The sequence below is a fragment of the Amycolatopsis minnesotensis genome, from assembly GCF_039529815.1.
Classification (GTDB): Bacteria; Actinomycetota; Actinomycetes; order Mycobacteriales; family Pseudonocardiaceae; genus Amycolatopsis; species Amycolatopsis minnesotensis.
The window spans coordinates 223,930-243,585 of the sequence record NZ_BAAANN010000005.1 but is presented as its reverse complement, the minus strand read 5'-3'; the positions used below and the strand labels follow the sequence as shown (position 1 = coordinate 243,585).

Annotated in this window: 19 protein-coding genes and 1 pseudogene; 11 read left to right on the top strand and 9 right to left on the bottom strand. The window is 70.2% G+C overall.

The window, feature by feature from the left end:
- Positions 1-21 precede the first annotated feature (21 nt).
- The 5 genes from ABD256_RS44355 to rph all read left to right on the top strand — a co-directional run bounded on the left by ABD256_RS44355 (position 22) and on the right by rph (position 6,104).
- Positions 22-1,158 carry a class III lanthionine synthetase LanKC N-terminal domain-containing protein gene (locus tag ABD256_RS44355; protein ID WP_425546401.1) on the top strand — a complete coding sequence of 379 codons (1,137 nt, stop codon included), beginning with the start codon at positions 22-24 and terminating at the stop codon, positions 1,156-1,158.
- Complete coding sequence (locus ABD256_RS08445; RefSeq protein ID WP_425546406.1) at positions 1,059-2,585, top strand: hypothetical protein; 1,527 nt, start codon at positions 1,059-1,061, stop codon at positions 2,583-2,585. The genes ABD256_RS44355 and ABD256_RS08445 overlap by 100 nt, the downstream gene beginning before the upstream one ends.
- Positions 2,586-2,634: 49 nt before the next feature.
- A complete protein-coding gene (locus ABD256_RS08440) occupies positions 2,635-2,763 on the top strand; it encodes a SapB/AmfS family lanthipeptide (protein WP_344415342.1) in 129 nt (42 codons plus the stop codon).
- Positions 2,764-2,903: 140 nt separating this feature from the next.
- The gene (locus ABD256_RS08435; RefSeq protein WP_344415340.1) at positions 2,904-3,335 is read left to right on the top strand and encodes a hypothetical protein; all 432 of its coding nucleotides are present in this window, start codon (positions 2,904-2,906) and stop codon (positions 3,333-3,335) included.
- Between the two features lie 135 nt (positions 3,336-3,470).
- Positions 3,471-6,104: a rifamycin-inactivating phosphotransferase gene (gene rph, locus ABD256_RS08430; RefSeq protein ID WP_344415338.1), complete on the top strand. Its 2,634-nt coding sequence runs from the start codon at positions 3,471-3,473 to the stop codon at positions 6,102-6,104.
- Positions 6,105-6,366: 262 nt separating this feature from the next.
- On the opposite strand, the pseudogene ABD256_RS08425 reads toward rph, so the two are convergent.
- A pseudogene (locus tag ABD256_RS08425) lies at positions 6,367-6,573 on the bottom strand (WhiB family transcriptional regulator); the annotation flags it as partial.
- A gap of 218 nt (positions 6,574-6,791) precedes the next feature.
- Here ABD256_RS08425 and ABD256_RS08420 point away from each other — a divergent pair.
- Together ABD256_RS08420 and ABD256_RS08415 are read left to right on the top strand one after the other, a co-directional pair.
- Positions 6,792-7,649 carry an SAM-dependent methyltransferase gene (locus ABD256_RS08420; RefSeq protein WP_344415336.1) on the top strand — a complete coding sequence of 286 codons (858 nt, stop codon included), beginning with the start codon at positions 6,792-6,794 and terminating at the stop codon, positions 7,647-7,649.
- A gap of 95 nt (positions 7,650-7,744) precedes the next feature.
- Positions 7,745-8,209: a hypothetical protein gene (locus ABD256_RS08415; protein WP_344415334.1), complete on the top strand. Its 465-nt coding sequence runs from the start codon at positions 7,745-7,747 to the stop codon at positions 8,207-8,209.
- A 7-nt stretch (positions 8,210-8,216) separates the two neighbouring features.
- Here the strand turns inward: ABD256_RS08415 and ABD256_RS08410 are convergent, their stop codons facing one another.
- The 3 genes from ABD256_RS08410 to ABD256_RS08400 all read right to left on the bottom strand — a co-directional run bounded on the left by ABD256_RS08410 (position 8,217) and on the right by ABD256_RS08400 (position 10,866).
- The gene (locus tag ABD256_RS08410; protein ID WP_344415332.1) at positions 8,217-9,377 is read right to left on the bottom strand and encodes an alanine racemase; all 1,161 of its coding nucleotides are present in this window, start codon (positions 9,375-9,377) and stop codon (positions 8,217-8,219) included.
- Positions 9,374-10,021 carry a helix-turn-helix transcriptional regulator gene (locus ABD256_RS08405; protein ID WP_344415330.1) on the bottom strand — a complete coding sequence of 216 codons (648 nt, stop codon included), beginning with the start codon at positions 10,019-10,021 and terminating at the stop codon, positions 9,374-9,376. The genes ABD256_RS08410 and ABD256_RS08405 overlap by 4 nt, the downstream gene beginning before the upstream one ends.
- A gap of 71 nt (positions 10,022-10,092) precedes the next feature.
- On the bottom strand, positions 10,093-10,866 hold the full coding sequence (locus ABD256_RS08400; RefSeq protein ID WP_344415328.1) for an IclR family transcriptional regulator: 774 nt from the start codon (positions 10,864-10,866) through the stop codon (positions 10,093-10,095).
- A 104-nt stretch (positions 10,867-10,970) separates the two neighbouring features.
- Here ABD256_RS08400 and ABD256_RS08395 point away from each other — a divergent pair, with 104 nt between their 5' ends.
- Entirely contained in the window at positions 10,971-11,753 is a 783-nt protein-coding gene (locus ABD256_RS08395) for a CoA transferase subunit A (RefSeq protein ID WP_344415326.1), read from the top strand.
- A gap of 1 nt (position 11,754) precedes the next feature.
- Positions 11,755-12,405 (top strand): 3-oxoacid CoA-transferase subunit B, encoded by a 651-nt coding sequence (locus ABD256_RS08390; RefSeq protein WP_344415324.1) that lies wholly within the window; start codon positions 11,755-11,757, stop codon positions 12,403-12,405.
- Here ABD256_RS08390 and ABD256_RS08385 read toward each other — a convergent pair.
- From ABD256_RS08385 to ABD256_RS08375, 3 genes are all read right to left on the bottom strand, one after another.
- Positions 12,395-12,757 (bottom strand): hypothetical protein, encoded by a 363-nt coding sequence (locus tag ABD256_RS08385; protein ID WP_344415322.1) that lies wholly within the window; start codon positions 12,755-12,757, stop codon positions 12,395-12,397. The genes ABD256_RS08390 and ABD256_RS08385 overlap by 11 nt on opposite strands.
- On the bottom strand, positions 12,757-13,203 hold the full coding sequence (locus ABD256_RS08380) for an OsmC family protein (protein WP_344415320.1): 447 nt from the start codon (positions 13,201-13,203) through the stop codon (positions 12,757-12,759). The genes ABD256_RS08385 and ABD256_RS08380 overlap by 1 nt, the downstream gene beginning before the upstream one ends.
- A gap of 77 nt (positions 13,204-13,280) precedes the next feature.
- A complete protein-coding gene (locus ABD256_RS08375) occupies positions 13,281-14,273 on the bottom strand; it encodes an extracellular catalytic domain type 1 short-chain-length polyhydroxyalkanoate depolymerase (protein WP_344415318.1) in 993 nt (330 codons plus the stop codon).
- A gap of 99 nt (positions 14,274-14,372) precedes the next feature.
- Between ABD256_RS08375 and ABD256_RS08370 the strand changes: the two genes are divergently transcribed.
- Positions 14,373-15,596 carry a PucR family transcriptional regulator gene (locus ABD256_RS08370; protein ID WP_344415316.1) on the top strand — a complete coding sequence of 408 codons (1,224 nt, stop codon included), beginning with the start codon at positions 14,373-14,375 and terminating at the stop codon, positions 15,594-15,596.
- A 214-nt stretch (positions 15,597-15,810) separates the two neighbouring features.
- A complete protein-coding gene (locus tag ABD256_RS08365) occupies positions 15,811-16,254 on the top strand; it encodes a hypothetical protein (protein WP_344415314.1) in 444 nt (147 codons plus the stop codon).
- 34 nt (positions 16,255-16,288) lie between these two features.
- Here ABD256_RS08365 and ABD256_RS08360 read toward each other — a convergent pair whose 3' ends face one another.
- Both ABD256_RS08360 and ABD256_RS08355 read right to left on the bottom strand, forming a co-directional pair.
- A complete protein-coding gene (locus ABD256_RS08360; RefSeq protein WP_344415312.1) occupies positions 16,289-16,705 on the bottom strand; it encodes a hypothetical protein in 417 nt (138 codons plus the stop codon).
- 15 nt (positions 16,706-16,720) lie between these two features.
- Complete coding sequence (locus tag ABD256_RS08355; protein ID WP_344415310.1) at positions 16,721-19,606, bottom strand: AfsR/SARP family transcriptional regulator; 2,886 nt, start codon at positions 19,604-19,606, stop codon at positions 16,721-16,723.
- Positions 19,607-19,656 lie beyond the last annotated feature (50 nt).

Here is a 19,656-nt window from a genome sequence, read left to right as displayed (position 1 = left end):
CGATCCGGGAGGGGAGCGCGGATGGATCGCGACTACGAGGCGTTCTGCTTGGCGGATCGGCTGTTCTTCGACGTGCAGGGCGTCGACGGCAGTGCCGGGGACGACTTCGCCCCGCTCCTGCCGGATCCTGGTCCACAGTGGACTCAACTGACCCGTGACGTGTGGCGGGTCCTCTGGCCGTCGGGGGCGGTGGCGCGGCGGCAGGGTTGGAAGATCCACGCGTCCGCGACGATGGACAACGCCGAGCGGGTGCTGACCGAGGTCCACCGCTACTGCGTCGCGCGGAAGATCCCGTTCAAGTACCTGCGCACCAGGTCGATCCTGCTGGCCCGCAACTCCAAGTACGCGCCGCGATCGGCCAGCGGCAAGCTGATCACGATCTATCCTGCCGACGATGCCGAGTTCGCGCGTGTGCTCACCGAACTCGCCGCCGTGCTCGAAGGCGAGCGGGGGCCGTACATCCTCAGCGACCTGCGCTACGGCGGCGGTCCGCTCTACGCGCGTTATGGCGGGTTCGCCGAGCAGTGGGTGGAGCACGGTGGCAAGCGCGTTCCCGCGATCGCGAAGCCGGACGGCACGCTGGTGCCCGACCTCCGCAAGCCCGTTTTCGCGGTGCCCGGCTGGGTCCAGGTGCCCGCCTGCCTCGGCCCGCACCTGGCCAGGCGCAAAGCGGGTGATCCGGGCCAGTTCCCTTTCCAGGTGACGAAATCCCTGCACTTCTCCAACGGCGGCGGGGTCTATCTCGCGACCCGCGAGTCCGACGGGACGCAGGTGGTGCTCAAGGAAGCCCGGCCGTTCTGCGGCCTCGACCGCGAGCACGCCGATGCGGTGACCCGCCTCGACCGGGAGCACCAGATCCTCACCCTGTTGGCGGGAATCCCCGGTGTGCCCGCGGTGTACGAGCGGTTTCGGTCTGGGAGCACGAATTCCTGGCGATGGAGTACCTGGCTGGTGAGACCTTCGGCCGTTGGATGGCGGCCAACCACCCGCTCACCCATCAGCCGAGTGCGCGCGAAGTGGCCGAGTACCGCCAGCGCGTGCTCGCCGTCCTCGACCGGATCGAGGCGGTGCTCGACGCGGTGCACCAGCGCGGCGTGGTCTTCGGCAATCTGCACGGGGGCAACATCCTGCTCGACGAGCACGACGCTGTCGGCCTGATCGACTTCGAGCTGGCCTGCCCCGTCGAGCAGGCGACACGTCCGGCGCTGGGCGTGCCGGGCTTCCGGGCGCCCGCCGGCCGGGTCGGGTTCGACCTCGACCGGTACGCGCTCGCGGCGGTGCGGCTGTGGGCGTTCCTGCCGCTCAACCCCTTGCTGGAGCTCGAACCAGGGAAGCTGCCGGGGTACCTGGACTTCGTCGCCCGCCGCTTCGACCTGCCCGCCGGTTACCCCGACCGGATAAGCCGCGAACTCGCACCCCGCGACGACATCCCGGCCGCGCGCACGGAACTGGACCAGCGCACCCCGGACTGGTCGGCGGTGCGCAAGTCGATCGCCGAGGCGATCCTGGCCGGCGCCACCCCGCACCGCGGCGACCGGTTGTTCCCCGGCGACATCGAACAGTTCGCTTCCGGCGGCGTTGCGTTCGGACACGGCGCCGCGGGCGTGCTCTACGCCTTGGACGCCGGTGGGGTGGGCCGTTACCCGGAACACGAACAGTGGCTGAGCGACGCGGTGCGCCGCCACCCGCCCCAGCACCCCGGCTTTTCGCGCGGCGCACACGGCATCGCCTACGTACTGGACCGTTTCGGCCAGCACGACCTCGCCACCGAGCTGCTGACCCGGTGCGCGCCGATGGTGTCCGGGATCGGCGACCACAGCCTGTCCGGCGGCCTCGCCGGGATCGGGCTGACCCTGCTGCACCTGGCGGAAGCTCGGCAGGACAACGACTTCCTGACCGAGGCCGCTGCCATCGGGCAGCGCTTGGCGGCCGCGCTGCCCCGCGCGAAGCCACCGGGATCCGACGGCAAGGCCGGTCTGATGCACGGCTGGTCCGGGCCGGGGCTGCTGTTCATCCGCCTGTCCGACCACACCGGCGACCGCCGGTGGCTCGACCTGGCCGACCGCGCCGTGGCGCGCGACCTGCTGGAGTGCGTGGAAACGCCGCACCGTTCGCTCCAGGTGTCCGACGGCAGGCGCACGCTGCCCTACCTGGAGATCGGCAGCGCCGGAATCGCCGTCGTGCTCACCGAACTGGCCTGCCGCGCGCCTGGTTCGCCCACCGTCGCCAGCCTCGGCGATCTGCTCGAGAGCTGCGTCGGTGAATTCGTCGTCCACTCCGGACTCCAGCTCGGCAGGGCAGGCCAGGTGGTAGCACTCGCCCACGCCAACCGGTGGCTGGCCGACCCTCGCCTTGACCAGGCGATCGAACGCCACCTCGTCCGATTGCGCTGGCACGCCATCCCGTACGGCGGCGGGCTCGCCTTCCCGGGAAACCAGCTTCTCCGGTTGTCGATGGACCTGGACACCGGAAGCGCCGGCGTGCTGCTGGCGCTGGCCGCCGTGCTCGACCAGCACGGCCCCGTCCTGCCCTTCCTCACCGAACAGGCGCCCTCCGCCGGCGCGGCCACCGCGCCGGCCCGCTGACCCCGGCCGACGAGACCGGCGGACCAATCCGACGAAGGAAGGAGCGGAGATGGAATTCATCCTTGAACTGCAGGCGATCGAGGCCCAGGACGAGATGGACTTCGACGGCGGTGCCGGCAGCAACCTGAGCCTGCTGACGCATTGTTCGCACAGTGCCCTCTCGATGCTCACCTGCTGAGCGAGTGGGGAAGGCAGTCGTGCGCCCCGTGCAGGCGGTGGCCTGCACGGGGCCGCGCACCGGGGAGGGGTCCCCGCGCGATTTCCGTACCGTCGGCCCCCGAACAGCGCCAGTGGCGTGCGCTGGTGAGGAGGGTGACGGTGGCCGAGGTCCGAACTCATCGGCCGGTGCGCCCCCGGGAGATCTCGGTCGCGCTGGGCCTGGCGATAGCTGCGTTCTCGCTGTGGCTGATCGTCGACGTGGAAGCGTTCCGGCCGGGGGATTCGGCCGGGATCATCACGCTGATCGCGCTGGGCTTCTACCTCGGCGGGGCGATCCGCGCGAGGAAGGGCAGGAAGGACACCCGGATCGGGATCGTCGTCTCCCTCGTGGTGCTCTACTTCTTCATGCTGCCGTACTGCTGGCTGGGCTTTCACGGGTGGGCACGGAGCTTGGACGGCCCCTCCGTCGCGGTGCTCGACATCGTCGCGACTTCGGCCTCCGCGGCCGGGCTCGTGTTGTGCTTTCTGCCCAGCAGCAGGCGGTACTTCCACCTCGTCACGGTGGCTCGCGAGGCTCGGCGGGGCCGCTGAACAGACAAATGGCAAGGAGTCACGTACTCCCTGCCATGTTTAACATATAGCACCCCTGGGGGCTTGTGGCAAGACCCGGGTCGTACCGCAGAATTCTCCGCCTAAGCCAGAATCGACGCAGGTGGGAAGTGGCGAATGCGTGCTAGTGACAGCAGTGCGGCGAGGTCTTTCTCGTCCAGCCGGTCCGTGCTGGACTTCCAGGAGATCGACCGGACGCGGATCGCACTGGTGGGGGGCAAGGGGGCGAATCTGGGGGAGCTTTCGCGTGTCGAAGGCATCCACGTCCCGGCCGGCTACTGCGTGACGACGGATGCGTTCCGGCGGGTCATGGCGGAGGTGCCCTCGATCGACGAGCGGCTCGGCCGGCTGTCGCGGCTGAGCCCGGACGACCGGGAGGCGATTCGCGCGCTCAGCGCGGAGATCCGCGATGGCATCGAGGGGATCGTGATCCCGGACGACCTGGCGGAGGCGATCACGAAGCCGCTCGCCCGGCTCGACGAGAAGACCGCCTACGCCGTCCGATCGAGCGCGACCGCGGAGGATCTGCCGACAGCTTCCTTCGCGGGCCAGCAGGACACCTACCTGAACGTGGTGGGGCAGGCGGCGATCCTCGAACACGTCAGCCGGTGCTGGGCCTCGCTCTTCACCGAGCGGGCGGTGACCTACCGCCTGCGGAACGGGTTCGACCACCGCAGGGTGCAGATGGCGGTCGTCGTGCAGCAGATGGTCTTCTCGGACGTGGCAGGCATCCTGTTCACCGCCGACCCTGTGACCTCGAACCGGAAGATCACCACCGTGGAGGCGGGCTTCGGCCTCGGCGAGGCACTGGTGTCCGGTCTGGTGAACGCCGACGTGTACCAGGTCCGGGACGGCGAACTCGTCGGCAAAGCGGTCGGTGTCAAGAAGCTGGCCATCGACGCCTTGCCCGACGGCGGGACGCGGGAACGCGCGATCGAGCGGGCACAGCAGGAACAGCCCGCGCTGACGGACGCGCAAGCCGTTCAGCTCGCGCAGCTCGGCAGGCGGATCGAAGGGCACTTCGGCGTCCCGCAGGACATCGAATGGTGCCTGGCCGGCGGTGGCTTCCAGATCGTCCAGAGCAGGCCGATCACCACGTTGTTCCCCATCCCGGAGACCGGCGACCTGGCCAACCACGTCTACGTTTCGGTCGGCCATCAGCAGATGATGACCGACCCGATGACGCCCTTGGGCCTGTCCGTCTGGCAGCTGACGACGCCGCGGCCCATGGCGGAGGCGGGCGGGCGGCTGTTCGTCGACGTCACCCAGATGCTGGCCTCGCCCGCGAACCGCGCCGGTTTCCTTGACGTCCTGGGGAAGTCCGATCCGCTGATCGGGGACGCGTTGCGGACCGTCCTCGACCGCGACGGCTTCATCCCGCCGCTCGATGGCGAGGATCCCACCGTGCCGGTCCCCGGTGTCGAGCCCGCCACGATCGAGACCGATCCGGCCCTCGTCGCCGACCTGATCGCGCGCTGCGAGGCATCCATCGCCGCGGTGAAACGCGAAATCCGGGCGAAGTCCGGAAGCGCGTTGCTGGACTTCATCCTGGCGGACTTCCAGGAGCTGCGGCGGATCCTGTTCGATCCGGAGAGCCATGAGGTGATCATGGCGGGGATGCAGACGACGTGGTGGCTCAACGAGAAGCTGGAGGAGTGGCTCGGCGAGAAGAACGCGGCCGACACGCTCACCCAGTCCGTCCCGCACAACGTCACCGCGGAGATGGGGCTCGCGCTGCTCGACGTCGCGGACGTGATCCGCCCGCATCCGGAGGTCGTCGCCTTCTTGCAGGATGTCACGGACGACGGGTTCCTGGACGAGCTGGACGGGCTCGCGGGCGGGCCGGAGGTGCGCGAGGCGATCCGGTCCTATCTCGACAAGTACGGCATGCGCTGCGTCGGCGAAATCGACATCACGAGGCCGCGGTGGAGCGAGCGTCCTGCCACGCTGCTGCCCGTGCTCCTGTCCAACGTCAAGAACTTCGAGCCCGGCGCCGGTGCGCGCCGCTTCGAACAAGGGCGGCAGGAGGCGTGGAAGAAGGAACAGGAAGTGCTGGAGCGCCTGCGAGTCCTGCCGGACGGTGCGCGGAAGGCCGAAGAAACCAAGCGGATGATCGAGCGCGTCCGTACGTTCACCGGGTACCGCGAATACCCGAAGTACGGCATGATCAGCCGCTACTTCGTCTACAAGCAGGCACTTCTGGAAGAGGCCGAACGCCTCGTGCGGGCCGGTCTGTTCGCCGAGCGGGACGACGTGTTCTACCTCAGGTTCCAGGAACTCCACGACGTCGTGCGCGCGAACGAGGCCGACGGCGAGCTGATCCGCCGCCGCAAGGAGGCGTTCAAGTCGTACCAGGCGCTCACGCCACCCCGGGTGCTCACCTCGGAGGGCGAAGCCGTTGTCGGGGCGTACCAACGAGAAGACGTGCCGGAGGGCGCGCTGGTCGGCCTGCCGGTGTCCACCGGGACCGTCGAAGGGCGTGCCCGCGTCATCCTGGACGTCGCGGAGGCCGCTCTCGAAGCGGACGACATCCTCGTCACCGCGTACACGGACCCGAGCTGGTCGCCCCTGTTCGTCTCGGTCAAGGGACTGGTGACGGAGGTGGGCGGCCAGATGACCCACGGCGCGGTGATCGCCAGGGAGTACGGCCTGCCCGCCGTCGTGGGTGTGGAGCAGGCCACCCGGCTGATCCGGGACGGGCAGCGGATCCGCGTGAACGGGACGAACGGGTACGTCGAGATCCTGTCCTAGCCCCTTCAGCGGCAGGCCCCGGCGCAGCACGCCGGGGCCTGCCGCTCAGTGCCGGATGGACAGCGCCAGTTCGTTGAACCGCCGCAGCAGCGGATCGGTCGTGCGGCGGGTCGGCGAGCACGCGGCCGGGCCGGTTCTCCGGCCAGTCGTCCGAGCCGGTCGCCTTGCTGACGGTGTTGAACACCAGGGTGTGCTGCCGCAGCTCCGTCCAGTCCAGCTCGGAGTGGGCGGCCAAGTGACCGCTACGGACGAGATTCCGCCGCTCGTCCGCGGACAAACCGCCGAATATTCCGTATTCGACGCCCGCGTCTAGCGCGTCGGCCAGGCATTCCGCGCGCACCGTGCAGCGCAGGCAAACGAGTTTCGCCTCGCTCGCCTGCAGCCGGGCCGGCCCGTGCCCGGTGATCGGGAAGAAGAGTTCTGGATCGGTGCGCTCGGTGCGGCACCGTGCTGCTCGTCGCCAGTCCATGCGGCACCTCCCAGCTCAGTCGTGTGCTGGAGCAAGGGTAAGTGGCGCGCGCGGCCGTGTCGCTCGATTTGAGGTCAAGGGCGGTGCTCCGCTTTTGGTGCGGCGAGAACACATCGTGGCGGTTCGCTCGTCTGTCGCTTGTGGACTGAAGAAGATCGGCTGCCGCGGCCTGCCGGTTCGCGGATGCGGGAGGCCGTTCCCGCGGCTACACTCTTTGCGTGAGCGAATCAGTACCGTCCGTGCGTGCGCAAGCGGCGTCGTCCGCGATCGACACGAGCAAGCCGAGCGTGCCCCGGATCTACGACGCCCTGCTCGGCGGCAAGAACAACTACCAGGCCGATCGCGCCGAGGCGAGCAAGCTGGAGTCGTTCGCGCCGGAGGCGAGTGCGCTCGCCCGCGCGAACCGGGCCTGGCTCGGCCGCGCCGTCCGCTTCCTCGCGGGGGAGGCGCGCTCGCGAGGCGCGGTCGCGCAGTTCCTCGACCTCGGATCCGGCCTGCCGGGCGCGGACAACACCCACGAGATCGCGCGGCGCTCCGCCCACCAGGCGAAGGTGGTCTACGTCGACCGCGATCCGGTCGTGGCCGCGCACAGCCGCGCCCTGCTGGAGGACGAGGAGGTGTCCTGGTTCGCCGAGGCCGACTTCAGCGACGTCGGCGCCGTCCTCGCCGACCCCGTGGTCACCGCGCACCTCGACTTCACCCAGCCCGTCTCGGTGATCCTGTGCCTTGCCCTGCACCACCTCTCCGACGAGCAGGATCCGCACGGGGTACTGGCCGGGTACGTCGAGGCGATCCCCTCCGGCAGCATGATCGCGCTCACCCACCTGCACGATCCCGGCGAGGCGAACCCCGAGACCAGCGAGATCGCGAAGAAGGTGCACGCGATGTTCGCCGGTGGCGCGACCGGTACCGGGTACGTCCGGACGGGCGCGGAGATCACGCGGTTCTTCGACGGGCTCGAACTGGTCGACCCCGGCCTGGTGCCGATCACCGACTGGTGGCCGGACGGGCCGGTGCGCGAGTCCGTCGGCAACATCGGTGAGCTGATCCTCGGTGGTGTCGCCCGCAAACCCTGACCGCGCCATTGTCCACTGAGGAGCTTCCGCGGAGCGCCTTTCGGGTATGACAGATGGCAGGGGTTCGGGTGTGTTCGCGGTGCTCTAGTGGGTTCATGTTGCACGCGAAGAAGACCAGTTCGTTCAGCCGCGAGTACGAGATCACCCGCCACGGCAAGGTGGTGACGACGTTCTCGTCGAAGAGGTTCGGCTCCGGGCGGTTCAGCCTCGACGGCATCGAGTACCGCCTCCGCTCGCACTGGTTCACCGGCGCCCACGAACTGCTCACCGCCGAGGACTCGCTCGTGGCGGCCACGGGCAGGGTGAGCCGCCGCTGGAGCATGCGCGCCGCCGGGAAGACCTTCCACTTCAAGCAGAACTCGATCGGGAGCCGGACGCAGTCGATGGTCGACGAGAACGGGCGGCCGGTCGGTTCGATCACCCGGACCGGGAACGGCGCGTCGGCCGACCTGTCCGCGCTCGATCCCGAGCTGCAGGTGTTCGCGATCGCCCTGCTGCTGGCCCGCTGGCGGCGTCGCAAGGTGGTCGCGGTTCAGGGGGCGACGCTGGGCGGCCGATGACGGCGCGTCACCAGCCGCTGATGCGCTTCCAGTATCCCCGGATCGCGGTCTCGCCGGCGTCGATGACGTGGTAGCCAGCGTGCTGCGCCGCGGTGGCGCAGGCGTGGTTGGGCAGGATGCGCAGCCGGGTGCCGATCGGCAGCTCGGGCGGGGCCGTGCCGTCGCGAGTGGACAGGACGCCGTGCTCCTGGCTGGCGCCGGTCATGACCAGCTCCGGGATCGGCGCGCCCGCCAGGTCGGTGACCAGTCCATAGCCCTGGTCGACCCGCTGGCCCGCGGTGCCGCGGTCGCGGGACATCGCCATCCAGCCGCCGTCGGTGAGGAGCCACCCGCGCTCCGGGCGGTGCCCGATTACGGTGACCACAATGGACAGTGCGAGGTCATGGACGTCGCACACGCCGAGGCCGGCCATCACCAGGTCGAAGAAGACGTAGTTGCCCGCGCGGACCTCGGTGACCCCGGTCAGGTCGGTCGCCGCGTGCGCGGTCGGGGTGGACCCGACGCTGACGGTGCCGACTTCGAGCCCGGCGTCGCGCAGCTTCCGCGCGGCGGCCACGGCGACATCCCGTTCTCGGGCGGCTGCTTCGCGTTGTTCGGCGAGGCCGTCGGCGAAGTAGGACTCGCCGGCGTGGACGAGAACACCGGCGAGGCTGTCGCATCCGGCGAGGATGCGCCCGGTTTCGACGAGCGACGGGTGCTCGAGGGTGAAGCCGCCGCGGTGCCCGTCGCAGTCGATCTCGATCAGCGCCGGGATGGGCGTGCCGGCACTGGCCGCGGCCTCCCGCACGGCACGGGCCTGCGCGGTGCTGTCGAGCAGGACGCTCAGCCTGACCCCGCGGCGCAGCAGGGCGAGCACGCGGGGGAGCTTGTGCGGATCGATGCCGACGGCGTAGAGGATGTCGGTGTACCCGCCGTCGGCGAAGGCTTCCGCCTCGGCCAGCGTGGAGACGGTGATCGGGCCGGGCTCGCCGCCGTGCACCAAGGCCGCGACCTCCAGGGATTTCGCGGTCTTGAGATGCGGTCGCAGGCTGACGCCGAGATCGCCGACGCGCTCGGCCAGCCGCGCGATGTTGCGCCGGACCTTGGCGACGTCGAGCAGTGCGAACGGGGTGTCCGGGGCGGCGAGCGGATCGGCCTGCGCTTCCGCCCCGGATTTCGTGCCGGTCATCGTGCTCGTTTCGTGTAGGCGTAGACGCTGGCCCGGGAAATGCCGAGCAGATCGGCGATGGTCCGGGCGGCGTTGCGGGAATCGAAGTAGCCGTCCTCGTGAAGCCGGAACACGAGGTCCTGCTTGGCTTCGCGGGAAAGGGCGCGCGGGGTGGTGGACCGCTCGGCGGCGGCCGACTCGACGACTTCGCGCAGTTCTCGGCGGGCGCGGTCGCGCAGTGTCTCCAGCGGCACGTCGGTGTGCCCCGGATCGGTGGCCACCAGGTTGGACAAGGCCAGCGTGACCGGGGACAGCGTGGAGACGTCCAGGTTCAGGCACAGCGCGGCGACGTACTTCCCGGCGGCGTTCTTGATCCCGATCGAGGTGCTCTTCGCCGGCCGCCCGTCCGGGAACCGGTTGGCGTAGTTCTGGACGACGCCGGGGTAGCCGGGATCCTCGATGCGGGCCAGCCCGAGTTCGGTGGCGGCGTCACCGGCCCTGCGGCCGGACAGGTTGTTCTCGATCACGCGGATGGCGTGCGCCGGATCCCGCAGATCGTGCAGCACCACCTCGCAGAGCCCGGGGAACATCCGCCCGAGCGCGACCGCGATCTTCTCCGCCTCGGCGAGGAGGTGCTCGTCCTCGTCCGCTTTCCCGGCTGGCACCCGCCGATCCTTCCCGTGCTGCCGACGTCCAACTCTGGACATGCTATCCAAAGTTGGACTCATCGTCTACTTCATCGCCCGGTACCCCGGCTGGCCAGCGATTCGGAGAGCGCGTGTGCCTCCCGCAGCAGCAGTTCGCCCAGCTGCGGCAGCCGGTCCGCGGCGAACCGGTGCGCCACGCCGGTGAGCGTGAGCGCCCACCGCGGCGAACCGGCGGCGTCGAAGACGGCCGCCGCGACACCCCAGCTTCCTTCCACCACGAGCCCGGGATTCACGGCGTACCCGTGCGTCCGGGTCGTCGCGATGTGCTTGCGGATCTCGTCGCGGTCGTGCTGCGCGCCGAACTCGGTGCGCAGCTCCACGCGCGCGACGTACTCGTCGATCTCCTGATCCGGCAGGTGGGCGAGGATCACCATGCCGGCGGAGACGACGCCGAGCGGGAACCGCGCACCCTCGTAGAGGACGTGGCTGCGGATCGGGAACGCGCCGTCCTCGCGGATCAGGCAGATCGTCTCCTCGCCGCGCCGTGCCGAGAAGAACGCGCTCTCGCCGGTCGTGAGCGCGAGCCGCCGGACCACGGGCAGCGCGGCTTCGGTGACGTCGTAGCGCCGCGTCGCGGCGGTGCCCAGCAGGTACAGCTCGGGCCCCAGCACCCAGTGGTCGGTTCCCGGCACCCGCTCGGTCAGCCCCACGCGCTGCAGCGAGGTCAGCAGCCGGTGCACCGTTGGCCGGGGCAAGCCCGCCTCCCGTGCGACGGCCGTCGTCGTCGCCCCGGCCGGTTCGTGCACGGCGACCGCGCGCAGCGACCGGTGGATGCGGCCGACGAGGTCATGAGGCGCGTTCACTCAGTGAACACTACGTGGTCGGCCGGGACCGTCAAATGAACAATCCAGCGTGAGAACGCGTTCACTCATTGATCGCCGGTGCGCGCTGTCGTCTCATGGCGGGTATGGACAAAGTGATCGTGTCGGCCGCCGAGGCCGTCGCCGACATCCCCGACGGCGCGACGCTCGCGGTCGGTGGGTTCGGCATGTGCGGGGTCCCCGTCGTCCTGATCGACGCCCTCTTCGAGGCGGGCACCGCGGACCTCGAGGTGGTTTCGAACAACGCCGGGGTGGACGGCTGGGGACTCGGCATCCTGCTGGGCGCCGGTCGCCTGCGGCGGGTGGTTTCCTCCTACGTCGGCGAGAACAAGGAGTTCGCGCGCCAGTACCTCGGCGGCGTGCTGGAGGTCGAGCTGACGCCGCAGGGCACGCTCGCGGAACGGCTTCGCGCGGGCGGATCCGGGATCGCCGCCTTCTACACCGCCACCGGGGTCGGCACCCAGATCGCCGAAGGCGGCCTGCCCTGGAAGTACGACGCCGACGGCGCCGTGGAGAAGGCCAGCCCGGCGAAGCAGCTACAGGCCTTCGCCACGCCCGACGGCCCGAAGGAGTTCGTGCTCGAACACGCGATCACGGCCGATTTCGGGCTCGTCCGCGCCTGGCGGGGTGACCGGCACGGGAACCTCGTGTTCAAGGAGTCGGCCCGCAACTTCAACCCGCTGGCCGCGATGGCAGGCCGCGTGACCGTCGCCGAGGTCGAGGAACTGGTCGAGCCGGGCGACCTCGATCCCGACACGGTCCACCTGCCCGGTGCCTTCGTGCACCGCGTCGTGCCGCTGACGCCCGCCCAAGCCGCCGAAAAGCCGATCGAGAAGCGAACCGTGCACATCGAGAAGAAGGACGACTGAGATGGCCTGGGACCGCCACCGGATGGCCGCCCGAGCGGCCGCCGAGCTGCACGACGGCGACTACGTCAACCTCGGCATCGGCCTGCCCACCCTGGTGCCGAACTACGTGCCGGACGACGTCGAACTCGTGCTGCAGTCGGAAAACGGCATCCTCGGCGTCGGCCCTTACCCGGTCGAGAGCGAGGTGAACCCCGACCTGATCAACGCGGGCAAGGAAACGGTCACCGTCCGCAGGGGCGCGTCGTTCTTCGACTCCGCCCTGTCCTTCGGCATGATCCGCGGCGGCAAGATCGACGTCGCCGTGCTCGGCGCGATGCAGGTCTCCGTGGCGGGCGACATCGCGAACTGGATGATCCCCGGCAAGATGGTCAAGGGCATGGGCGGCGCGATGGACCTCGTGCACGGTGCGAAGAAGGTCATCGTGCTGATGGAGCACGTCGCGCGCGACGGGACGCACAAGGTGGTGGACGAGTGCACCCTCCCGTACACCGGCCGGGGCGTCGTCCAGCGCATCATCACCGACCTGTGCGTGCTCGACATCAGGCCGGACGGCCTCGAACTCGTCGAGCTCGCCCCGGACGTCACGGTCGAAGAGGTTCAGGAGAAGACCGGCCCGCCCGTTCGCGTGGCGGACCACCTTCTCACCACCTGACGGCGGCCCTCGCGGTTTCGATGTCGTCGACGATGAGGACCTTGCGGTTGCCGTGATCGCTGTACTGGCCGTGCAGGCGCACGTCGCTTGCGATCAGGCGCCGCACCAGGCGTCCGAGGGCGCCGGGCACGTCGGCGTCGAGTTCCGCGATCAGGACCGGCCGCGCGGCAACGGGACCGATGCCCGCGGCGGTGAGTGCGCTCACCGCCGCGTCGGCGTCCTCGACCAGGTAGTGCGCGGTCGCTGACCACATTCCGCCGCCTTCGAGCCCGACACCGGCGTCGCCGAGGACCTGGCCGATGCGGGCTAGCGAGCGGGCGCCGTCCGGTGCCGGGATTTCGATGTCGAACATCAGCGGACCTCGATGCTCGGTTCGAGCGTGATTTCACTGGTGAGGCTGTTGGCGATGTAGCACTGCCGGTGGGCCTTGTGCAGCAGGCGTTCGACGCGGTCGGCGGTCGCGCCGCGGACGACGATCCGCGGGCGGAGCAGGATGCGTGCCAGGCGCAGGGGCCGTTCCGCTTCGGGCAGCACGCCTTCGGCGTTGTCGCGGTACCGCACGACTTCGACACCGGAAAGCGCGGCGACCGCGAGGAAGGAAAGCAGCTGGCAGGAACTCGCGGCCGCGACGAGCAGCTGCTCCGGGTTCGCCAGCTCCGGATCGCCCCGGAACGCCGCGTCCGCGCTGACCGCGAGCGGTGCGGCGCCGATCTTCATCTCGTGCGTGCGGTCGTAGCTGTCGTAGTCGCCGGTGCTGCCGGACCACGACAGCGCGGTGCGGTAGGTGTGCGTCGTCATGACCACGACCGTAGGAGCGCCTCGTTTCGGTCAGTACCGAAACGAGGCGCCGCCTGTCCGCTGTGCCCGGGTATCGCTCAGGGCAGGTGCCGGGTGGCGAAGAAGTCCCAGATGATCGCGGTGATGTCCGGGCCCATCGGGTCCGCGAAGAGTCCGGTGCCACCGCCGGGCCACTTGTGCTCCATGCCCTTCACCAGGTACTTCTCGATCAGCGGGGCGCCGCCGTCCCGTGCGGTGTAGCTGGTGCGCGTGTACGGGTGCTCACCCGGTTTCGCGACTTGTTCGGTGGCGTCGGGTTTGTCGTCCACGTCCCCGTCGAGCTTTCCGTCCACGGCCAGGTCGTCGATGGCGGCCCAGTGCTCGACCAGGCGATCCGCCATCAGGGCTGGCACTGTCCTGTCGTCCGTGCCCTGCACGACCATCACCGGAAGCTGGCGGGCGCGCGGTCCCATCTCCGCGTAAGCCAGCTTCGCGGTGTCCACCGGGCTCACCAGGAGCGGGTTCTCCAGAACCTTGTCGAAGGCGTACTCGCCACCGGCCAGCGACACCGCCGAGGCGTAGACGTCGGGGTAGGTCACCGCCAGGATCACTGCCATGCCCGCGCCCGAAGAGGCACCGGCCACGTGCACCCGCTTGGGGTCCGCGTGGTAGCGCTGAATCACGTCCTGGGTAGCCCCGGTCACCAGCGAAGGCTCCCCGCCGCCCCGGTGCTGGTGTTCCGGCTTGTCCCAGTTCCAGCAGCCCTTCGCGTTGCGCGCCCGGTCCTGGGTCGGGTAGACGACGATGAATCCCTTGGCATCGGCCACCTCGTTGAACCGCGTGGTGTCCCGCATCGAGTTGTCCCCGAAGCCGGTCATCGAACAGCCGTGCACCGCGACCACCACCGGCAGCGGCCGGTCCGGCTGGTAGCCCGGTGGCAGGTGCACCTCGTATTCCACTTGACCCGCGGTGTTGGTGAACACGCCGCGTTTGTCGCGTCCCGGCGAAGCGGACGCGGTGCCCGCCGGCAGCGGCAGCGCGACCCCCAGCGCCGCCACCACGGCCAGCGCGCGGCTAATCTTGTTTCTCATCACAGGTCTCCTCGTGGACGTGATCTCCTCTCGTCCCATCCTGTGCCGCGGCTCCCGTATTGGCCATCGGAGCGGATCCAAGGGTGGTAGGCGGATGTTATGACCGATCACAAAGCGCACCTGACGATCAACGGCAGGGTGCTGTACCGCTGGCTGCTCACCGAACGGCGCAGGCTCGCCGATCGGCTGGTGCGCCTGCTCGGCCGGGAAATCCCCGCCTACCAACGGTTGTCCGAGCCCGAACTGGTCCACATCGCCAGCACGACCGAGTCGAACCTGGAGGTCTTCGCGCAGTCGTTGCGGCACCGCGCGGGTCCCCACCACGCCGACCTCGGCCCGATCACCACCTCCGCCGCCCGGCGCGCCGGTGAGGGCTTCCCGCTGGACGCCGTGATGGCCGCGTACAGCACCGGCATGCTGGAGACCTGGCGCACGATGGTCGCCGACGCGCGACCGGAGGACCTCGCCGACGTGTTGGCCTGCACCGAACTCGTACTGGGGTACCTCCAGCGCGTCTGCACCGCCGTGGCGGCGGCGTACCTGGAGGAGCGTCGCCGGATGGACAGCGACGAGCAGCACCGCCGGTACACCCTGCTTTCCGCGTTGTTGCGCGGGGAACCGCTCGAAGAACCGGCCGCCCACGCCGGAATCCAGCTACCCGAGCGCTATTTGGTGCTGGCACTCACCTTCGACCGGCACGAGGACGAACGGGACGCCGGGGTGAGCGCCGCGATGGCCGCGCAGCGCAAGGTGTACCGGGCCACCGAGGCGCTGCGCAGATCGGCTGGCCCGGGGGTGCTGGCCCTGCTCGATCCCACCGGCGGCACGGCGCTGCTGCCGGTGGCCGACACCGGATTCCCGGAGCTGGTGGCCGACATCGGCGCCGCCATCGGGGTCGCGGTGCGCGCGGCAGGCGTCCTCGCCGAGCCCACCGAGGTCCTCCCCGCGACGCGGCAGGCCGCCGAGATCCTGGAACTCGTGGTGGCACTGGGAAAACCACCCGGCCTGTACCAGCTTGCCGACGTGCTGCTGGAGTACCAGCTGACCAGGCCGAGCGCGGCCCGCGCGGAACTGGGAATGCTGCTCGAACCGCTGGAGCGGAACCCGGACCTGTTGTCCACTGTGGAGACGTATCTGCGGTTGGGGCTGGACCGCCGCCGTACTGCGGCCGCCTTGCACCTGCACCCGAACACGGTGGACTACCGGGTGCGCCGGTCGGCGGAGTTGACGGGGTTGAATCCGGCCGATCCTGGGCAGCTGCAACGGATCGGGGCGGCGTTGGTGATTCGGCGGCTCGATCAACGGGTTGGGGATTCCGTCTAATTTCGCTGGCTGGTTGTGTCGCGGTGCCGGTCGTCGTGTTGGGTCTCTGTTCACACGGTCCACTTTGGACTTTTTTAAGATTTGCCTGGATGGTAACTATTCAGGTCGGGTAAGGGTTGTAGGTGGCCGTGTGGGATGATCCTTTTTGTGGGGAAGGGTGTTCGTCCGTCGTACGATGGGCTGGCCGCGTTGGTTGCCGCGCAGGCTGTGGAGCTTGCTCGTGCAGGCAGCCGGGGGCGCGGGCGAGTCTGTCGCTGGTGAATCTGATGGGCCTGCTGGTCTCGACCGGCTGGGTCGCCGGGGTCCTGTCGCCGATCGCGGGGGCCTGTCACGAGTTCGACGACCAGGTCACCCAGGCGATACGGACAGCCATCTGCGCGAGCTGGTCGCCGCGAGCGAAACCCACCTCGAACACAGTTGGCCACGGTTCGCGATCGCTGCGCTGGAAAACCTCATCAAGGCCGCCCGCAAAGCCCGCGAAGCCGGACTCGGCACCATCCGCCCCTCGGCCCTGAAGCCACTGATCACCCAGTTCATCCGCGCTGTCCACGTCGGCTTGTTCCCGCATCCACCCGTACAGGGACGCAAGCAGGGCGCCACTCATCGTCTGCTCAAGCGCTTGCGCGACGGTTCGGCGGTGATCCGCGCCGAACCATAGGTCCCGCGGGAATCCTGGTGCACTTGGGGGATCTTCACCTCCAGGTCGGCCCGGCGCTGCTGCCGCGACGTTCGGCGGGGAGTCCGGCCCGGTGTTCACCGGCTACTCGTGCTGGCGCGCCAAGCCGAAGACGCCGCGCCTTGTCGACGCGATGACGAAGTTCGCGGGCGCCACGACCGACGCCGGGCTGGTGCCCACCACCGAGGACGAGATGTACCTGTTCCACGTCACCGCCGAGCCGGGCAACCCGTACCACGAACCGGGCGACTGGCGGGATCTGCTCGCGGAACGCCTTGCGGAGTACACCGGGCCGATCGCCGAAGTCCGCGAAAACCTGCCGCCTGCCGGGGAAATCGTCTACAGCCCGCTGTTCGAGGTGCGCCTGCCGGCGCCGTGGCACCTCGGCAGGGCGGTCGTGATCGGCGACGCCGCGCACGCCGTCGTGCCCCATCTTTCGCAGGGCGGGTCACCGGCGGTCCCGGAACTGGCCGGTGTCCGCGACGCCGGGCCGGTCGAGGATGTCCAGTGCCTCCCGGCGGCAGCCGCGGGCCCGGTCGCACCGGCCGAGCGAATCGAGCGCCCGTCCGAGCAGGTCGAGTGCGAGGCCGCTGAACCGCGCGTGCTCGATGCGGCGGCTCGTGACGTGGCCCAGTTCGGCGTGCTTCATCGCCTCGGCGGGGCGGCCCGCGCGCAGGTAGAGCTCGGCGAGCAGGAGCAACGTGCTGGCCTCGCGAAGCGTGTTCCCGGATTTCCGTTCCAGGCGAAGGGATTCCGTGCAGACCTCGATCGCCTCGTGCGGTCTTCCCAGCGTGGCGAGCACGGTGCCGAGCTGGTGCAGGGCCGCCCGCGCGGCGAGCCCGCCCGGGCCGATGGTCCGGCTGACCCGGACCGCGTGCTCGGCCATGAGCAACCCGTTTTCGGGGTTTCCCAGCCCGAGGTGGGCGCGGGCGAGGTAGGCCAGCGCGAACAGCTTGCCCGGCCGGTCGTCGATCGCCTGGTAGGCGGCCAATGCCTCGTCGAGGTGCTCGGCGGCTTCCGCGTAGCGCCCGGTCTCCACCGTGACGATCCCGGAGGCGAGCGTGCAGGTGGCGACCAGCAGGTGGTCACCGGTCTGCCTGCTGAGGCGGAGCGCGCGCAGGCGTTCCTCCTCGGCCTGGTGCCACCGGCCGTTTTCCAGCGCCACCTTGCCGAGCACCACATGTGCCCGCGCGGCGCTGGCCGGGTCCGAGCGGTCCGCCGCGACCCGCGTGATCACCCGGCCGGTCTGCTCGAGATCCGCGCCCGCGGTGCCGCCGTCCGCGAGCAGGCCCGTGACGAGCAGCAGATCCGCCGCGGGGCGCAGCAGGCAGGCCGGGTGCCCTGCGACGCGGCGGGTGGTCGCGAGCAGCACCGGGCGGTGGTCGGCGACCCAGTCCTGCGCGTCACCGGCGCTGTGGAAGGACGATCCGGCCGAGGCGGTGCCGGAAAGGCTTTCGGCGAGCATGCTTTCCGGCTCGATCGCCCGGTAGGCGTTGCGCGCGGTCGCCAGCGCGTAGTCGAGCAGTTGTTCCAGCGCCGCCGTTCGCTCGGTGTCCCCGTCCTCCGCCTCGCTGCGCTGGCGGGCGTAGAGCTTCACCAGGTCGTGGAAGCGGTAGCGGCAGGGCGCGGGTTGCTCCAGCAGGCTGGCGTCCACAAGGGACTCGATGAGCGCCAGCGCGTCCTCCTCGGCCATGTCCAGGATCGCGGCCGCGGGGGCCGCGGTGAACTCGACACCCTCGATGGTCGAGAGCAGCCGGAAAGCCCTGCGCTGCGACGGCGGGAGCTGCGCGTAGCCGAGATCGAAGGTCGCCTCCACGGCGACATCGGCCATTCGAAGCTCGCGTAGCCGCAGCCGTTCCCCTGCCAGTCGTTCGGCCAGCGAGGCGATCGTCCACGACGGCCTGCCCGCCAGCCTCGCACCGGCGACCCGGATGGCCAGCGGGAGGAAACTGCAGGCTGCCGCCACTTCCAGTGCCGCCGCCCGCTCGGCGTCGACGCGCCGCTCACCGATCAGCCTGGCGAGCAGCGCCAGCGCCTCGGGGCCGGTCAACACGTCCAGGTGCACCGTCCGGCACGGCAGCCAGCCGAGCTTCGCCCTGCTGGTGATCAGCACCCGGCAGCCGTCCCCGCCCGGCAGCAGCGGCTCGACCTGCTCGGCATCCCGCGCGTTGTCCAGCAGCACCAGCACTTTCCGATCGGCCACAATGGACTGGAACAGGGCAGCCCTGCCGGCCGTACCGGCCGGGACCTTCGCGCGCGGGACCCCCAGCGCCTGCAGGAACCCGGCGAGGACCGTATCCGGTGCGGCGGGGTCGGTACCGGTGCCCCCGAGATCGACGTACAACTGCCCGTCCGGGAAGTGGGCCCGTACCGAGTGCGCCGCGTACACGGCAAGCGCGGTCTTGCCCACCCCGCCGGTCCCGGTCACCGCGGCCAGGGACGACGGTGGCCCGGCGGTGAGCGCCGCGCGCACCTTCTCCGCCTGGTCGTCGCGCCCGGTGAAATCGGTGATATCGGCCGGCAACTGCGCCGGTACCGCGAATTTCGGCGAATCGAGCGACTTGCCCGGTTCCGTTCCCGCCAGCAGCCGCGCGTGCAGTGCGCGCAGCTCGTCGCCGGGTTCGCAGCCCAGTTCGCGGTCGAGGAGCCGCCGGAGATCGGTGTAGACGCCGAGCGCCTCGGCCTGCCTGCCCGCGCCGTGCAGCGCCCGCATCAGCAAGCCGTGCCAGTGTTCGCGCAACGGGTGCCGGTGCACCAGCTCGCTCAGTTCCGCGGCCGCTTCGGCGTGGTTGCCCAGTGCCAGGTCGATCTCCAGCCGGGTTTCCAGCGCGGCGAGCCGCTGCTCGATCAGCCGCGCCCGCTGCGTCCGCGCGTACGGCCCCGGAATCTCGGCCACGGGCTCGGCTCGCCACAGATCGAGCGCGGTGAGCAGGACCGTCCTGGCTTTCGCCAGGTCACCGGAGGCACGCGCGAGATTCGCTTCGGCGACCCCGCGCTCGAAGTCACCGAGGTCGATCCGGAGACCGGCGGCGAGCTGGTAGCCGCCGCTGACCGAGGTGACGATCTGCTCGTCCTGGCGGCGACCGAACGCGGCCCGCAGCCTTCCGACGTAGGTGCGCAAGGCCGCCACCGCGTGGCTCGGCGGCGTTTCGCCCCACAGCCCGTCGACCAGTTCACCGATCGACACCACCGCACCCCGGTGCAGGACGAGCATCGCGAGCACCGCGCGCTGCTGCGGCGGGCCGAGCGGGATCTCGGCCTCCCCGCGCCAGGCCCGAACCCGGCCGAGCACCTCCAGGCGCACCCGTTCGCCAGGACCGTCCGCCGCCGTCACCGGGCCAGCCTCCCGCGTCCACATCGGCACCGAGTCCGCGAAGAGTGTGA

Bases quoted from the DNA above. Each gene is read 5' to 3' on its own strand.
- ABD256_RS44355 (WP_425546401.1), top strand. From the start codon at position 22: ATGGATCGCGACTACGAGGCGTTCTGCTTGGCGGATCGGCTGTTCTTC.
- ABD256_RS08440 (WP_344415342.1), top strand. From the start codon at position 2,635: ATGGAATTCATCCTTGAACTGCAGGCGATCGAGGCCCAGGACGAGATG.
- rph (WP_344415338.1), top strand. From the start codon at position 3,471: ATGCGTGCTAGTGACAGCAGTGCGGCGAGGTCTTTCTCGTCCAGCCGG.
- ABD256_RS08415 (WP_344415334.1), top strand. From the start codon at position 7,745: ATGTTGCACGCGAAGAAGACCAGTTCGTTCAGCCGCGAGTACGAGATC.
- ABD256_RS08410 (WP_344415332.1), bottom strand. From the start codon at position 9,377: ATGACCGGCACGAAATCCGGGGCGGAAGCGCAGGCCGATCCGCTCGCC.
- ABD256_RS08395 (WP_344415326.1), top strand. From the start codon at position 10,971: ATGGACAAAGTGATCGTGTCGGCCGCCGAGGCCGTCGCCGACATCCCC.
- ABD256_RS08390 (WP_344415324.1), top strand. From the start codon at position 11,755: ATGGCCTGGGACCGCCACCGGATGGCCGCCCGAGCGGCCGCCGAGCTG.
- ABD256_RS08385 (WP_344415322.1), bottom strand. From the start codon at position 12,757: ATGTTCGACATCGAAATCCCGGCACCGGACGGCGCCCGCTCGCTAGCC.
- ABD256_RS08380 (WP_344415320.1), bottom strand. From the start codon at position 13,203: ATGACGACGCACACCTACCGCACCGCGCTGTCGTGGTCCGGCAGCACC.
- ABD256_RS08375 (WP_344415318.1), bottom strand. From the start codon at position 14,273: ATGAGAAACAAGATTAGCCGCGCGCTGGCCGTGGTGGCGGCGCTGGGG.
- ABD256_RS08370 (WP_344415316.1), top strand. From the start codon at position 14,373: ATGACCGATCACAAAGCGCACCTGACGATCAACGGCAGGGTGCTGTAC.
- ABD256_RS08360 (WP_344415312.1), bottom strand. From the start codon at position 16,705: ATGGGGCACGACGGCGTGCGCGGCGTCGCCGATCACGACCGCCCTGCC.